Genomic DNA, 13,493 nt, shown 5'->3' with positions numbered 1-13,493 from the left:
ATGCGTTGCCCTAGCCCTCACTGTGAGCAGCCTTGCCCGGGCGTGCGAATTTGCCGCGTGCTGGGGCAATCCTTGGGTTTCGTCCCGAATTCTGCCGTAAATCCTGAGGTGGGGCGAGCATGATCAATCAGACACGAGGTGCGACACGGGGGAACCGGCCATGACCTTGACAGCCCTGCTCCGCCGCCGAGCACTACCTTCGAGCCCTGCTGCACTCGTCGACCAAGCCCCGGCCGATGCTCACAATCTGACCGACGTCGGCGGAAAGACCTACTTTCTGGTCTACGGACGAGATGCGCTGTTCTGCTTCGACGGTTCGAGCCTGGCCACCGTGCCTCAGGCCCCGGCAGGAATCACGCGCATCGTCGCCGTGGGCACCGACCTGTATCTGACGGCCGAGTCCGACCGGCATCCGGGTCTCACGTCGATTCATCGCTATCGCAACGGCCGGTTCACCTTCATCGCCACAACCGAGGCCTCGCAACTGCTCCTGACCAGCTTTCGCGGACGAGCGTACTTTCGCTTACAGTCCGGCCTCTGGTACGTCAACGGCCGTGAACTGGTTCCAGTAGCCGGATCCCCGATCGACATTCTCGCCCTGACGGTGTTTGGTCAGGAACTCTATATCGTTCACCATGACTCAGAGGTGTGCGCCATCTCGAGCTACCGCGGGTCATCGTTTACCCGGCTGGACGGTGTTCCCGCCGACGGGCCGTTCGAGTTCGCCGCCCTTGATGAGGCGCTATATATTCGCACGCGCCGTCACGTCTATGTCTGGGCGCGGTCAACCTTCAGCCTCGCATCGAGCGGGCGATTCACCGGGCTGGCCGCCTACAACGGGGTGCTCTATGCCAAGGCCTACGGCACGAGCAAGCTCGGGGTGCTCGACCGCACCGGCTTCTCTGAGCTCGCGAATACCCCGCCGCTGAGTGGGGAGATCAACATCGTTCGGGGTGGTCTGTACTTTCTCGACCGCGCCGGACGGCTGCACACGCATCGAACGGCGGCCCCGCCGCTTCGCGCGTCGATTGACTGAGCGCGCTCGCGGTTTATTGCAGGATGTTGAGCAGTTCCGGCGCGGGCACGAGCGCGTGGCTGCCGGGCAGGAACAGCCTCTGGCAGCCGTCGAGTTCGACCTGAATCGACGTGTCGAGCCGGGTGCCTGCGCGCTCCGGCCAGAGCACCGCAAACCGGGTCGGGTCGGTGCTGCACTCGGGCGCCTGCGAAGCGGATGCTGCGGCGGCGAGGAGCACCGCAGCATCCGCTTCAAGGGTGCTCGCGCCGGCAAAGGTGCCGAACTGCAGGTTCATCATTGCGCCGAGAGCGAGGTCATCGATCCCCTCGACGGAGTTGAGCTCGCTGAGGCCGGGGTCTTGCTGCAGATCGACCGTGTAGACGCAGACGCTCGCGCCGTCGACGCCGGCGAGGGACGGAGCCTCGGCCGGCGGCGCCGGAATCGTGGTCGGTTCAGCACCGTCGCTCATGCCATCCGGAAAGGTCTGCAGGCCCATACCGCCAAAGAGCAGCGACTGCTCGGGCGTGCCGGTGCTCATCGCGCAATTGGCGTCGAGCGCCTCTCGCGTGACCTGCAACATGAGCGGAAGCAGGGTCGTGTCGGTCAGCTCGAGCTCGTCGAGAGCGGTGTGGGTCTCCGGCTTGGTTTTGCCGCAGGAGGTGCGCGGCCAGGCGGCGCGAAGTGCGTCACCGTCGGTGTTTTCGAGCCAGAGTTCCGGCACCAGCTCCATGTCGGCGGTGCAGGCCTGGTTGGGGCCCGCCTGGTCGCTGGGTTCGGCGAGCGCCGACAGCAGCGCGCCGAAGTCGCCCTCGAGGGTCTCGACCTGCACGGCCGACCAGCGGCCCTGCGCGTCGTCGAGGCTGCCGAAAAAGGTGCAGCGATAGGCGGCGACGGGGTTGAAGTCGGTCGGAACCCGTTCCGGATCCGGCGCGGCGGGGTGCTCGGCGGTCAGGTCGGTTTGGGTCGGAACACCCTCCTGCACGGCGATGTCGTGATTGAGGTTGGGCGCCTGGCAGTCGACCCCTTCGACGAGGTGCGCGATCGGAGCGTCGGTCGCGGCGGGGAAGCCGGGGAGGCCGGCGCATCCGCTGAGAAAAATGGCGAGCGTGATCGCGACTGCGCCTCCAGCTGTGCGTGCGCGGTGCGACATAGTATTCCCCCCGGTTGGTTGCCGTGCACTCACGCTAGCGAACTCAGATCACTTCGCGATAACGATTCTCAGAGTTTCGGGGCTGCCGAGCGGGGCGTGTCGGGTGCAACGCGGCGCGGCGAGCGGCCGCAGCGTGCGCGGCAGCAAACGAGCGGCACTCCGTGGCGGTGGCGCGCCGACCGGGCGCGCGGGCACACAATAGAGGGGTGCCGAATTCAACGCTGTCCCTCTTCGATCTGGACCAGCCTTCAACGCACCTTGCAGCATCCGCTCTGCTGCCGGCACCGCACACGCTGCGCATCGTCGCTGACTCGACCGACCGGGTGGCCTGGCTGCGGGCGCGCAACCAGGGAATCACCGCAACGGATGTCGCGAAACTGTCGACTCCGAAATCCATTCTGAACGCGGCCCACGACAAAATGCACGGCACGAGCTTCACCGGCAACAGCTACACCGACCACGGGCGGGCCCGGGAACCGGTCATCGCCGCCTGGGTGCTGGAGAACTACGGCATCGAGCCGAGCACGAACCTGTTCCGGTCGCTCGCGCACCCACGGCATCTGGCTACACCCGACGGAGTCGGCGTGGCGGCCAATGGCGATCTGCACCTGGCCGAGATCAAGACCACGAGCAAGCCGTGGCGCAGCATTCCGCGCAGTTATATGCGGCAGGTGTGGTGGCAGCAATATGTGCTCGGCGCCGACCGCACGCTGCTGGTCTGGGAAGAGCACCGGGGCTTCGTGCCGGTGGCCCCGGTGCCCGAATGTCGCTGGATCGAACGCGACGAAGACCAGATCGCCATACTGGTCGGCCTCGCCAACGCCCTGATCGACAACCTCGACGAGCAGACCCGCCGCTAGCGGTCCGTTTGGCGGGGCCTGCGCGGTGAGGGGTCCTCACCGCGCATCCCTCAGGCGCACCCGTCATCGCGCATCCGGGAGCGAGCAACTCCATATGTTTGGACCGGGCCCGGGCCCGCTCCGCGGGCCCACGATAGATCATGGGCCCGCTTTCCGGGCCCGGAACGTGATGGGGTGGGTGCGATGCAGCAGAATGGGGAGCATGGCTACTGAATACGAACTGCCGGAGACCATGCGCGCCCTCATCATCGACGAGACCGGCGCCCCCGAGGTGTTGCACCTGGCCGAACGGCCGCTGCCCCGCCAGATTTCCGACGAGGTGCTCATCAAGGTCGTCGCCGCCGGCCTCAACCCGATCGACGCCAAGACCCGTGCGGGCAAGGGCGTCGCGGCCGCGATCCAGAGCTACCCGACCATTCTCGGCAACGACTTCAGCGGAATCGTCGTGCGCGCCGCGTTCGAGGCCTCGCCGCTGCAGCCCGGCGACGCGGTCTACGGCATGGGCCGCGTGCCGCGCACCAGCGGCAGCTTCGCCGAGTATGTCTCGGTCTCGAGCATGAGCGTCACGCACAAACCGGCCAGGCTCAGCCACGCCGAAGCGGCCGCCGTTCCGATCGCGGCGTTGACCGCCTGGGGCATGGTCAAGTTGGCCGGGGCAGCTCCCGGGCAGCGGATGCTGGTGCACGCCGGCAGCGGCGGCGTCGGTCACTTCGCGGTGCAGTTTGCCCGGGTGCTGGGAGCGCACGTGACCGCGACGGCGTCGACCCGCAACCTCGACTTTCTGCGCGAGCTCGGCGCCGACGAGGTCATCGACTACAGCACGACCCGCTTCGAGGATGTGGTCCACGATCTTGACTCGGTCATCGACCTCATCGGCAACGTGCACGACAACACCGGCACCCGCTCGCTCGCGGCCCTGCGCCCCGGCGGCCTGCTCGTGAACGCACCGACCGGCAGCTGGCCGACCATGGCAGCGGATGCCGCCGCCGTCGGCCGCCGCGCGACCGGTTTCAAGGTGTCCCCCGACGCGCGCACGCTCGACGAGATCTCGGCCCTACTCTCCAGCGGAACCGTGCGCGTGCACGTCGACTCCGTGTTCGAACTCGCCGACGGTGCCGCCGCGCACCGACTGCTCGAAGAGGGTCACACCCGCGGCAAGATCGTGCTCCGCGTCTCGTAACCCGAGGGCCGGGTCGTCGGCATCCGCTCCCCGTTTGCGGGTTTTTCGGCGGTCGAGCAGGCCTCCCACGACCATGAAGCAGGCATAGCCGAACAGGGCCACGGTCACCACGGGGATGATCCCGGTCCGGTTTGCCCCGGTGATCACGTTGTTGACGTAGCCGACGAAGGGTACCGCGTACCAGAGCCGACCTTGAATCTGCTCGGCCAGCACGGAGTCGTCGTCGGGCGCACTGTTGTTGTCGCCCTGCACGATGAAGGAACGCGGTCCTTCTGAGTTCGAAACGATCGAGAGGATGCGGTGCGTCACGACCTTGGCGTCGCCGGACACCATTTGATACGTAACGACGTCTCCAATGTGCAGCGCGTTGGCGTCGACCGGGCGCACGATGACGACAGTGCCGGGCGAAAGTCCCGGCTCCATCGAGCTGGTCAGCACGGTCAGCGGGGTCGCACCGGTCGCCTTGGGAATGACCACGAGCACCAGTCCGAGCCCGATGACGAGCAGTAGCACGGCAGCGCTAAGCGCGATCCCCAGAAAACGCCAGAGGCTGGGAGCGGGCGTATCGGTCGGCGCGATCGGTGCGTCAGCCGGCTGCGTCACGGTTCACGCCGGTCACGGCGCCGCCGGGTGACCAGCAGCACGCCCAGGCCGAGCAGCAGGCCGCCGCCGATAATGGCCGGAACGGGCAGGTTGACGCCGGTGCGCGACAGAGCATCCGCCCGCTGGGGTACTGACGGTTCGGCGATGGCCGGAATGAGCACGCCATCGTCGTCGCAGGCCGATGCCGCGAAGGGTCCAGCCTCGGCATCGCGCAGCGCAACGAGAACGCCGAGGTCCGCGCGCGCGTTTTGAGCGGTCAGTCCGTTCACGTTCATCATCTCGATCGTGAGCTCGACCCGCAGGGTGTCACCGGCCGCGAGCGGCTGCTCGGGCGCGAGTACCGCGCAGCCCGCGTCGGCCAGCTGCGGAACGGTGGTCACCGTCTGCGCCGCGGCGTCTTCGACGGTCAGGATGAGGTATTCCCGAAGGTCAGAGACCGTTCGATTAGCGGATGCTCCGCCCGGCTCCCGCAGGCTCACCCGCACGTTCGCGGGCCGGTCGCTCGGGTTCTGAATCCACAGGCTCGATTGCATCGAACCATGCGGAATCAGCAGGCCGTGTGATCCGAACAGTCCGACGGGCAGGCTGCTGGCAAAATGTTCGCCATCGCTGCTGACCAAGACGTCGGGAGCGGACTCGGCGCCCGACGCCGCCAGGGCCGGGGCGGCGGTCCCACTCACGGTCAGCAAGAACACGGCGCCCACGGTCGCTGCGATCCGGGCACGGATCAGGAATCCGGTCATGAAGTCACCTCGTCGAGGGTGAATAGCTGGTTTTCCTGGATGGGTACCGTGGTGTCGCACGTCTTCAAGGTGAGCGTGTTGCCTGACTCAAGGCACTTCGTGTCGTCCTTCACGCTGCGAATCTGAAAGGTGGCACTGCCCAAGCTGATCGGGGCGAGCGTGAAACGTTGCTTGGCTTTGTCTGCTGGGCCACTCTGCGTGCTGAGCGACAGCGGAGACGTGCCTTCCGCAGTCCACACCAGGTTCTCGTCAGCGGCGACGATTTCATACTCGGAACCGTTTCTGTCCGCAACGAAGCTGAACCGTGAGGTTGAGGCGGTCGAGCACTCCTTCGTCGCCAGCACTCGTCCCTTTTGTTGCGGGGCGGCCGCATCGACACAGGTCCCGGCGGCGGTGACGACGTGGTACCACACGCCAGGGGCCGGTGGCTGCTTGTTCGTAGACACGGCGAGCTCGTTCGAGGCGGCCAGGTGATTGCCGTTCGCATCGACGGCGTAAATCAGGTAGGTGTAGCGCGTGTTCGCCGTCAGGCCGGTGTCGGTGAAGGTTGTGACGCTTTGTACGTTTGCAACCCGCGTGCCGTTTCGCCAGACCTCGTAGCGCGTCACGGTTCTGTCCTGGGCAGCGGCCCAGGTCAAGGAGATGGAGCTGTGCGTCTTCCTGACCGCCGCCAGATCGCGTGGCGCGGTGTTGGTGACAGATTGCGCGGCGGTGACGAGCGAGATGGGTGACATCCAGTTGCCCGTTCGCGCTTGCAATTCCAGTTGCGCCGTTAGGGAGGTGCTGACCATGGTGCCGGCGGTGGTGTTGGCGATCGACGTCTGCACGCAGTAGCGCACCGAAGCCCTCGCCGCCAGGTCGCCGCTCAGAGTGACTCCCGTCGCCAGGGGGGTGCTCACTGTTCCGGTCGGGGGCGTCATGGGGCAGCTGCCGGTTGCCGCGATCGACCAGGCGCGCACGTTGACCGCAGCGGAAAACGCGGTCGCGGCGGCCGAACTGACTGTCAGGTCGTAGGCGGCAGGCACGGCGCCGTTGGTCAGGGTGACCGGCTTCGTCGCCGTGAGCAGATGGGACGTGTAGTCGGTCGCGAGCGCGGCGAACCCGTCCTGGCTGATGGTCACGGCGCCCGAGACAGCGGATGCTGTGGGGTTGACCGCCGCGGCGGTCCAGACGGCCTGGGCAACGCCGGTGCCGGCAAAGGTCAAAAAGACCAGGCTCGCAATTGCCACGGCAGATCGTGCGGCGGGCCAGCGCGCCGGACGCCCAGACCGGCTGCGCAGCCGCAGAGAACGACGACGGTTCGATGTCATGGGCTAGACCTACCGTCCGTCAATCAGGAGTCCAAAGCTCGTCGCGGTCTGGGATTGGCTGCCGCTCGGGGTATCCGCTGACAGCCTCACTGAGACGCACAGAAGCGCGCTGGATCCGGGAGCCAGCGTGAGGCCGAGCTCCTCAGCCGGCGGGTCGGCGAAGGTGCCGGCAATGGTGGGAGTGAGGTTTGACGTGCACTCCTGCACCGTCGAAACGGCGCTCACCCCGACGATCAGGGCCTCCGAGAATAGCGTCGAAACGGTCGGCGGCGTCAGGCCGGCGAGGCGAAGGGAGAGCGACACCGTGCCGTCGTTGCGCACGTCGACCGTGCCGACGTTGCTTGCTCCGGGATACAGCGGGGTATTCGACATCTCGAGGTCTGACGTGATGCTGAGCTCGGCGGATCCGGCCTGAATCGTGACTGCCGGGCCGGCCGAAGCGCTCGAGTTCAACAGGGCATAGGTTCCGCCCACGGCCGCAGTGGCCAGCAGGGTCGCACCGAGAATCGCCGCACTCGCGAACAGAAATATTTTCAAGAGATCACCGGCTTTCGCAAATCAAAAGTGGATGCTGCCTGCTGGTCGTTTCCGGGTGCCCATCGTTGGTGGGCACCCGCGCACCGATCGGTTAGATCTGGGTCAGGTTGACCGCCACGTCCTTGAGGGTGACCGAACCGAGCCTCATGGTGTTCTCAGCGCCCAGCGCGCCGTTCGGGAAGGTGATCGTGACCTCGACGGTGACGTCTTCCTCGACGATTCCCGCTCCGGGTGTGATGGTGTAATCCGTCGGGCCGGTGGTCACTGAACGCTCAGTCTGGGAGAAGTTATCCTTGATGCCGCCATCGGGCGTCACTGTCAAAACTGCGGTCCCAATGAGGTAGGCGGCCAGTGCGTCGTCGGCTTTGTAACCCGGCGTGGTGGCGTTGATGGAGCCCGCATCGAGCGTCAGCTCGGCGACGAGGTTGTCCCCCTCGGCCAGGACGTGCATTTTCTTGGTATAGACCAGCACATCGCCGGGCGAGGCCGCGAATGTTTCGAGGTTCAGGACTACATCGTTCTGGTCCGTCCAAACACCGGCAACTTCAACGCCGTCGATGGCGCTGGGAGAAACAACCAGGTTGCCAGCTTCGATCGTGCCGCCGGCCACCACGGCCGAGGAGTTCCATAGCGCAAAAGTCGTGCCACCGCCGAGCAGGAGGGTGAGACCGGCGGCGCCGGCAATCGCGCCTTTGGTGAGCTTGTTCATGGTGAGGCCCTTCGGGTACTGGTCTGAAAACTTCGGGTGGTCGCAGGCCAGCAAGCGGCAGGCGTGGAGCAACGGCAAGAAGCCCGCTACGTGATCGCCGCGGGGTAAGCGCGACGGTGATGCGGCCGGTCGTCCACAACCCTGGGTATTGGGCCATGAATTTGCTACAGTCCGGTGGTGTTTTCTGCGGCTGTAGCTCCATCCGCGATTCACACACTAGATGGGACAGACAAATTTGTCTGTCCTGCTCCAACCCCCAGAATGGGGAATTGAGTTTTTGCGCAAATGGCAACGATTTGGTCTGTACGCACAAAGATTTACGCCGTTTAGCTCTATTTTCCGCAGATATACCGACGTTTCGACGTGTGGCTCCGTTGGTCGAACCTCGGCCGACGCTGGCGCGACGAACCGTTCTACCTCCGAATTGGTCTCATCCGCGGCAGGGTACACACTGGAGTTCTCACGAGGAGAGCCCATGACTTCACTTCCCCATACCCCGGCAGAGTCCAACGAGCACGTCGGCCCCTCGGTCGTCTGGTTTCGCGACGACCTGCGCGTCGGCGACCACCCGGCGCTGCACGCAGCCCTCGCCCGACACCGGCCGATCGTGGCCGTGTATGTGTTCGACGACGAGTCCCCCGGAGTGCGCACGCTCGGCGGCGCCGCCCGTTGGTGGCTCCACCAGAGTCTCAGATCGCTCGGTGCAACGCTCGAGGCGCTCGGCGGCGGGCTAATTCTGCGCCGCGGCCCGGCCGCACCGATCATCACCGAAATCGCCCGTGAAACGGATGCCGCTGCCGTCTTCTGGAATCGCCGCTACGGCTCCGCAGAACGCATGATCGATACCGCGATCAAGGCCGAGCTGCGCGCCGACGGCGTCGATGCCCACAGCTTCGCGGGTTCACTCTTGTTCGAACCGTGGACCATCCAAACCGGTCAGGGCGGCTCCTACTCGGTGTTCACGCCGTTCTGGCGTGCCTGCCAGGCCGGTCCGCCGCCGCGCGCGCCCTACCCCTCCCCCGACACCGTCTCCGGGTGGTCGGGCAGCCTCGCCACCGACAGCCTCGACGACTGGGGCCTCGAGCCGAGCGCGCCCGACTGGGCCGACGGGCTGCGCGCGGCGTGGCAGCCGGGCGAGACATCCGCTCAGCAAATGCTTGGGCGCTTTCTGGCCGAATCACTCCCCCGCTATGGGGCCGAACGTGACGAACCGGCCCAGAACGCGACGTCGCGTCTGTCGCCGTACCTGCGGTGGGGGGAGATCAGCCCGCACCAGGTCTGGGCGGCCACCCAGGAGGCGCAACGCTCACTCTCCGGGCCGGCGCTCGCGAGTGCGACCCGGTTTCTCACCGAGGTCGGCTGGCGGGAGTTCGCTTACCACGTGCTGTTTCACGCCCCCGAGCTCGCGACCAAGAACCTGCGGCCCGCCTTCGACGCCTTCCCGTGGCCCGAGCTCGACCACGAAGCCGTGACCGCGTGGCAACAAGGCCGCACCGGCTTCGCCCTGGTCGATGCCGGCATGCGCGAGCTCTGGCGAACCGGAAGTATGCACAACCGGGTACGCATGGTCACCGCTTCATTCCTGATCAAGAATATGTTGGTCGACTGGCGGGTGGGCGAGCGCTGGTTCTGGGACACCCTCGTCGATGCCGATGCCGCCAGCAACCCCTTCGGCTGGCAGTGGGTAGCCGGCTCCGGAGCGGATGCCGCGCCCTACTTTCGCATCTTCAATCCCGAACTGCAGGCGGCCAAGTTCGACCCGCACCAGCAGTACATCCGCGCCAACGTGCCCGAATACGGCACGGATGCCTACCCGGCGCCCCTGGTAGACCTCGGCGAAACCCGCCGCGCCGCCCTCGCCGCCTACGACAAGGTGAAAGCCCAGTCGGCAAGCTAGGCGACCCGAACGGCCGCGATGCCCCTGGAATCCTTGGACGGTTTCTTTTCGGGCTTCTGTTGGGGTTTCTGTTCGGATGACCCGACGTACCACATGCTCAGAACGCACATAATGAGGGAGCCGAGGGCGAGCGGGTTTTGCAGGTAGACCACGAGATAGCCGAGGCGGGGAACGAAGGCGATCACTCCGCCGATGACATCGGCAGCCGGCACAGTGAAGGGGTCGATCGTGTCGTTCGCATCGCCCTTGGTGGTCAGGGTGCCATCGTCGTTGATGGCCACGAGTCGGTGGGTGGTGCGATCGTCGGCGCGTCGAAAGGCGATGACCTGGCCGACTTCGTACTGGTCGGCCTCAACAAGCACGACGCTGGCCGGCAAAATGGTGGGCGACATTGATCCGGTGCGTACGACGTAGGCCCGGTAGGGCAGGGCGCCCGTGGCCACGAGAGCCACCGGAGTGAGGACGGCGGCGAGCACGAGCAGCAGAATCACGGTGCCTTTGAGTCTCTTCACGGTACGCCTTTCACGCTCGAATTGGAATGGTGAATGGCCCGGACGTCGCTACCCGACAGCGACATCCGAGCCGTTTCATCAAGCCTTAGTGGCCGGGTTCCTGCCCAACTTGTGTTGCGACGATCTGGTACGGCAGCCCCGCATCTGTGGGCGTAACAGGGGCTCCGTTTTGCTGCTTGACCGGGTACGGAAGCCAATCGCCGCCGCCGACCTCAGACTGGCCTACAGCTTTGGCAGCGATCATAGCGCTGAAGGAAACTTTTCCAATTGACCCGGGCGCAAGGTTTTCTTGAAGCTTGTACGCTCGCTCGAGGGGCCAGCAGCCTGCCGGGTCAAATCCAGCACATCCGGGAACACCATCGCCATTGTCGTTCAAGTTCGCCGAATCAAACAGCGCTGTGCCGTTAGCTGAAAGATGGAATTCCATGAAGGTGCCTTCGTCATTCAACGCGTGTAGCGCCTCGGCGTTATTGAAGACGACCCAGACATCCTGGGGACTCAGGCCGTTGTTCACGTAACGTTCCGAGACAGTCTGCATCTCACCGGGGAGCATATTGGTGAAGTGCAAGTCGAGGCTGTCGACGCCTGCGATCTTAATCGAGCCCTTCGTTCCATCAATGCTGCCCTGTTCGGTGTCGCTGAAGTACGCACCGGTCGGCCCCAATGCTGCGAGCGCCATGGTCAACGCAACAGCGACGCCCCCGGCCCCAATGATTGCTTTATTGCGTTTTAACATAAGTTTCACGTCAGTCTCATCTCAAATAGTCAGGTTTGGAGAGAACAATGAGATGTTTTCACTATTCCCATCCAAAACGTTAGGGGTGAGCAATGCTCGTGTATGCCCCCCATTGGGTGCCGCTCTCCCCCCAATCTGGGGGATGGAAGGCCTGCTGACGGCGGCATCGAAACCGAGTACGCAACGGATCTTTTAGCCTCGTTCGTCGACCTTCACGCCAGAATCGGCGGCAGGAGAATCGATCGGTGTCCCGCCCAGTCGTTTACCTCGTCGGCGCTTGCGCACGCCGGCCACGACGCCGACCAGGATCACGTAGCCCGCGTAGGCGAAGAGCAATGAAGCGGCCACCGGAATGAGCCAGGCCCGATTGGAACCATTGACCGCACTGTTGACATACCCAATCAGCGGAACGGAGTACCAGAGCTGCCCTTGCACCTGCGCTTCGAGCACGGCGTCAGCATCGGCCGCCCCGTTGTTGTCACCCTTCGTGACGAACGTGCGCTCACCCGCCGAGGTATTGATGGCGATGATGCGGTGGCTGATGACGCCGCGTTTTCCGGTCTCCATTTGGTAGGTGATGACATCACCCAGCACCAGGGCATCCACTTCAACCGGCCGAACGATGATCAACGTGCCGGGCGGAAGGCCCGGCTCCATCGAGCTGATGAGTACGGTCAGTGGGATCGATCCGGTGAACTTTGGGATCACGATCAGCACCACGGCGAGCGCGATAACGAGCAGCAACACGGCCAGACTCAGGGCAAACCTGATCTGACGCCACAGACCAGCGGCCTTTCTGGCCGGTTTGGGCAGCGGATACTGATCGGCCAGGAGAGTCGCGCTCAAAGCTGCACTCTTCACGCGACTCTCCATTCTGGGCACAGGGGCAGTTACAACGTCTGCGAAAGGATCACCGCGAGGCCGGACAGGTAAACCGCCCCGGTCTTCGCATCGTCGTCATCCGCGGCGTCTTCTGGGAATGCGATCGTGACGGTTACGAGAAGCTCATGCTCGCCAGCAGTCAGGTCGAACCCCGTGCGACCAACGCCAACACTGGCGCCAACCCCTCCGCCTTCAACCACCTCGATCGTGGTGGCTTTTGTGAGGAGCTCTTCCAGCGCCAGGTTCGCTTCCACGTCGTCGGAAATGATCGAGCCATGGTCGATGACAATTTGCGCCTGGATATTATCGCCCTGCGCGTCCACGTTAAGCACGGACTCGTAGGTGAGGGTGTCACGCGGAACAATGAGGTATTCGTCGATGCTGGTGATCGCGTCGTCGTCCTGATCGGCCCAGGTACCTTCCTCCGCCTCGACCGTCAGCGTTCCAGCCGTGATGGTCGCACCGGCGATTGCCACGGTGTCATTCCACAGCGCGAACGTCCTGGCCCCGCCGAGGAGAAGTACGATACCGGCCGCACCTGCTATTGATCCCGTGAGGATCCTGTTCATGAAGTTCTTCCTTTACAAAAGTCGAGGGAAACGAGAAGAGATGGACCCCGTAGCGTCTTGCGCCGACGTTTAGGACAGGATCGGCGACATCCGTTCAAAGGCCGAATCAGCCTGCTCCTGGGCAGACCAAGCGACACGGCCAACGGGGAGAGTCGCGCGTTCGAATGTAAATTTCACGCGACTCTCCGCTCGCTGGCCTGCCGAGGAGTTATTAAAGATGCTGCGTCAGCTTGACCCCGAGCTCGGACAGGTCGACCGATCCGGTCTTCGCAGCGTCGTCGTCTTCGTATTCGGCCGGGAATTTGATCGTGACGATCACCTGGTATTGAACGGAACCTTGCAGGAGTTCGAAATCAATTGACTGGTCGCCCCGAACGGGGGCCGGGCCGGCAGGACCCTCGTGGCGAGACTCTTCCACTGCGGACACGTCGGTGTACTCCTTGAGAATCTTCTCGAGCGCCTTGTCTTCGGCAGAGTCGCTGTTCGCAGTGAGCTGACCCTTGTCGACAGACAGCAGCGCCTTGATGTTGTCACCGAGAGCTTCCACGTCGAGTAGCGTCTGGTAGGTGAGGGTGTCACCCGGAACGATGCGGTAGTCCGCAATATTAATGGCGGCCTCCGTCTGGTCTGTCCAGACGCCTTCCCCCGCTTCGACCGTCAGTGTGCCAGCCGTGATGTCCGCACCGGCGACCGCCGCGGTGTCATTCCAGAGCGCGAAGGTTCCCGAGCCGCCGAGGAGAAGAGCGACAACAGCAGCGCCGGCGATAAAGCCCTTGATCATTCTGTTCAC

Annotated in this window: 14 protein-coding genes and 1 pseudogene; 4 read left to right on the top strand and 11 right to left on the bottom strand. The window is 64.6% G+C overall.

The genetic code is table 11. The annotated features are described in order from the left end of the window. The first annotated feature begins 160 nt into the window (after positions 1-160). Complete coding sequence (locus E3T41_RS08730) at positions 161-1,036, top strand: hypothetical protein (protein ID WP_092448365.1); 876 nt, start codon at positions 161-163, stop codon at positions 1,034-1,036. A gap of 13 nt (positions 1,037-1,049) precedes the next feature. Here E3T41_RS08730 and E3T41_RS08725 read toward each other — a convergent pair whose 3' ends face one another. Further along, positions 1,050-2,165, bottom strand: coding sequence for a hypothetical protein (locus tag E3T41_RS08725; protein WP_134478153.1), 1,116 nt, complete (start codon positions 2,163-2,165; stop codon positions 1,050-1,052). A gap of 272 nt (positions 2,166-2,437) precedes the next feature. Here E3T41_RS08725 and E3T41_RS08720 point away from each other — a divergent pair, with 272 nt between their 5' ends. Beyond that, positions 2,438-3,025, top strand: coding sequence for a YqaJ viral recombinase family protein (locus E3T41_RS08720; protein ID WP_369828660.1), 588 nt, complete (start codon positions 2,438-2,440; stop codon positions 3,023-3,025). A 202-nt stretch (positions 3,026-3,227) separates the two neighbouring features. Beyond that, on the top strand, positions 3,228-4,205 hold the full coding sequence (locus E3T41_RS08715; protein ID WP_241991095.1) for an NADP-dependent oxidoreductase: 978 nt from the start codon (positions 3,228-3,230) through the stop codon (positions 4,203-4,205). 114 nt (positions 4,206-4,319) lie between these two features. On the opposite strand, the pseudogene E3T41_RS18530 reads toward E3T41_RS08715, so the two are convergent. The 5 genes and pseudogenes from E3T41_RS18530 to E3T41_RS08690 all read right to left on the bottom strand — a co-directional run. Further along, positions 4,320-4,718, bottom strand: a pseudogene (locus E3T41_RS18530) (signal peptidase I); the annotation flags it as partial. An 86-nt stretch (positions 4,719-4,804) separates the two neighbouring features. Beyond that, a complete protein-coding gene (locus E3T41_RS08705; RefSeq protein ID WP_134478149.1) occupies positions 4,805-5,551 on the bottom strand; it encodes an LPXTG cell wall anchor domain-containing protein in 747 nt (248 codons plus the stop codon). After that, complete coding sequence (locus tag E3T41_RS08700; RefSeq protein ID WP_166791526.1) at positions 5,548-6,780, bottom strand: fibronectin type III domain-containing protein; 1,233 nt, start codon at positions 6,778-6,780, stop codon at positions 5,548-5,550. The genes E3T41_RS08705 and E3T41_RS08700 overlap by 4 nt, the downstream gene beginning before the upstream one ends. A gap of 90 nt (positions 6,781-6,870) precedes the next feature. Next, the gene (locus E3T41_RS08695) at positions 6,871-7,398 is read right to left on the bottom strand and encodes a hypothetical protein (protein WP_134478146.1); all 528 of its coding nucleotides are present in this window, start codon (positions 7,396-7,398) and stop codon (positions 6,871-6,873) included. Between the two features lie 91 nt (positions 7,399-7,489). After that, positions 7,490-8,107 carry an alternate-type signal peptide domain-containing protein gene (locus E3T41_RS08690; protein WP_134478144.1) on the bottom strand — a complete coding sequence of 206 codons (618 nt, stop codon included), beginning with the start codon at positions 8,105-8,107 and terminating at the stop codon, positions 7,490-7,492. Positions 8,108-8,582: 475 nt separating this feature from the next. Here E3T41_RS08690 and E3T41_RS08685 point away from each other — a divergent pair, with 475 nt between their 5' ends. Further along, positions 8,583-10,004 (top strand): deoxyribodipyrimidine photo-lyase, encoded by a 1,422-nt coding sequence (locus E3T41_RS08685; protein WP_092448373.1) that lies wholly within the window; start codon positions 8,583-8,585, stop codon positions 10,002-10,004. Here the strand turns inward: E3T41_RS08685 and E3T41_RS08680 are convergent. The 5 genes from E3T41_RS08680 to E3T41_RS08660 form a co-directional block, all read right to left on the bottom strand. Next, on the bottom strand, positions 10,001-10,516 hold the full coding sequence (locus E3T41_RS08680) for a signal peptidase I (RefSeq protein ID WP_134478142.1): 516 nt from the start codon (positions 10,514-10,516) through the stop codon (positions 10,001-10,003). The genes E3T41_RS08685 and E3T41_RS08680 overlap by 4 nt on opposite strands. A gap of 85 nt (positions 10,517-10,601) precedes the next feature. After that, a complete protein-coding gene (locus E3T41_RS08675; RefSeq protein WP_134478140.1) occupies positions 10,602-11,261 on the bottom strand; it encodes a hypothetical protein in 660 nt (219 codons plus the stop codon). A gap of 183 nt (positions 11,262-11,444) precedes the next feature. Continuing rightward, positions 11,445-12,098, bottom strand: coding sequence for a signal peptidase I (locus tag E3T41_RS08670; protein ID WP_166791525.1), 654 nt, complete (start codon positions 12,096-12,098; stop codon positions 11,445-11,447). Positions 12,099-12,142: 44 nt separating this feature from the next. Further along, on the bottom strand, positions 12,143-12,703 hold the full coding sequence (locus tag E3T41_RS08665; RefSeq protein ID WP_134478136.1) for an alternate-type signal peptide domain-containing protein: 561 nt from the start codon (positions 12,701-12,703) through the stop codon (positions 12,143-12,145). A gap of 211 nt (positions 12,704-12,914) precedes the next feature. Continuing rightward, on the bottom strand, positions 12,915-13,484 hold the full coding sequence (locus E3T41_RS08660; RefSeq protein ID WP_241991105.1) for an alternate-type signal peptide domain-containing protein: 570 nt from the start codon (positions 13,482-13,484) through the stop codon (positions 12,915-12,917). Positions 13,485-13,493 lie beyond the last annotated feature (9 nt).

This window comes from Cryobacterium sp. Hh38 (assembly GCF_004403235.1).
In the GTDB taxonomy this organism is placed as follows: domain Bacteria; phylum Actinomycetota; class Actinomycetes; order Actinomycetales; family Microbacteriaceae; genus Cryobacterium; species Cryobacterium levicorallinum.
Note: the sequence above shows the minus strand (reverse complement) of the source record. Positions and strands in the feature narration are given on the sequence as shown.

What these genes read in the sequence shown, in the direction of transcription:
- E3T41_RS08660 (WP_241991105.1), bottom strand. Translation starts at nt 13,484, where the DNA reads ATGATCAAGGGCTTTATCGCCGGCGCTGCTGTTGTCGCTCTTCTCCTC.
- E3T41_RS08665 (WP_134478136.1), bottom strand. Translation starts at nt 12,703, where the DNA reads ATGAACAGGATCCTCACGGGATCAATAGCAGGTGCGGCCGGTATCGTA.
- E3T41_RS08730 (WP_092448365.1), top strand. Translation starts at nt 161, where the DNA reads ATGACCTTGACAGCCCTGCTCCGCCGCCGAGCACTACCTTCGAGCCCT.
- E3T41_RS08685 (WP_092448373.1), top strand. Translation starts at nt 8,583, where the DNA reads ATGACTTCACTTCCCCATACCCCGGCAGAGTCCAACGAGCACGTCGGC.
- E3T41_RS08705 (WP_134478149.1), bottom strand. Translation starts at nt 5,551, where the DNA reads ATGACCGGATTCCTGATCCGTGCCCGGATCGCAGCGACCGTGGGCGCC.
- E3T41_RS08690 (WP_134478144.1), bottom strand. Translation starts at nt 8,107, where the DNA reads ATGAACAAGCTCACCAAAGGCGCGATTGCCGGCGCCGCCGGTCTCACC.
- E3T41_RS08715 (WP_241991095.1), top strand. Translation starts at nt 3,228, where the DNA reads ATGGCTACTGAATACGAACTGCCGGAGACCATGCGCGCCCTCATCATC.
- E3T41_RS08725 (WP_134478153.1), bottom strand. Translation starts at nt 2,165, where the DNA reads ATGTCGCACCGCGCACGCACAGCTGGAGGCGCAGTCGCGATCACGCTC.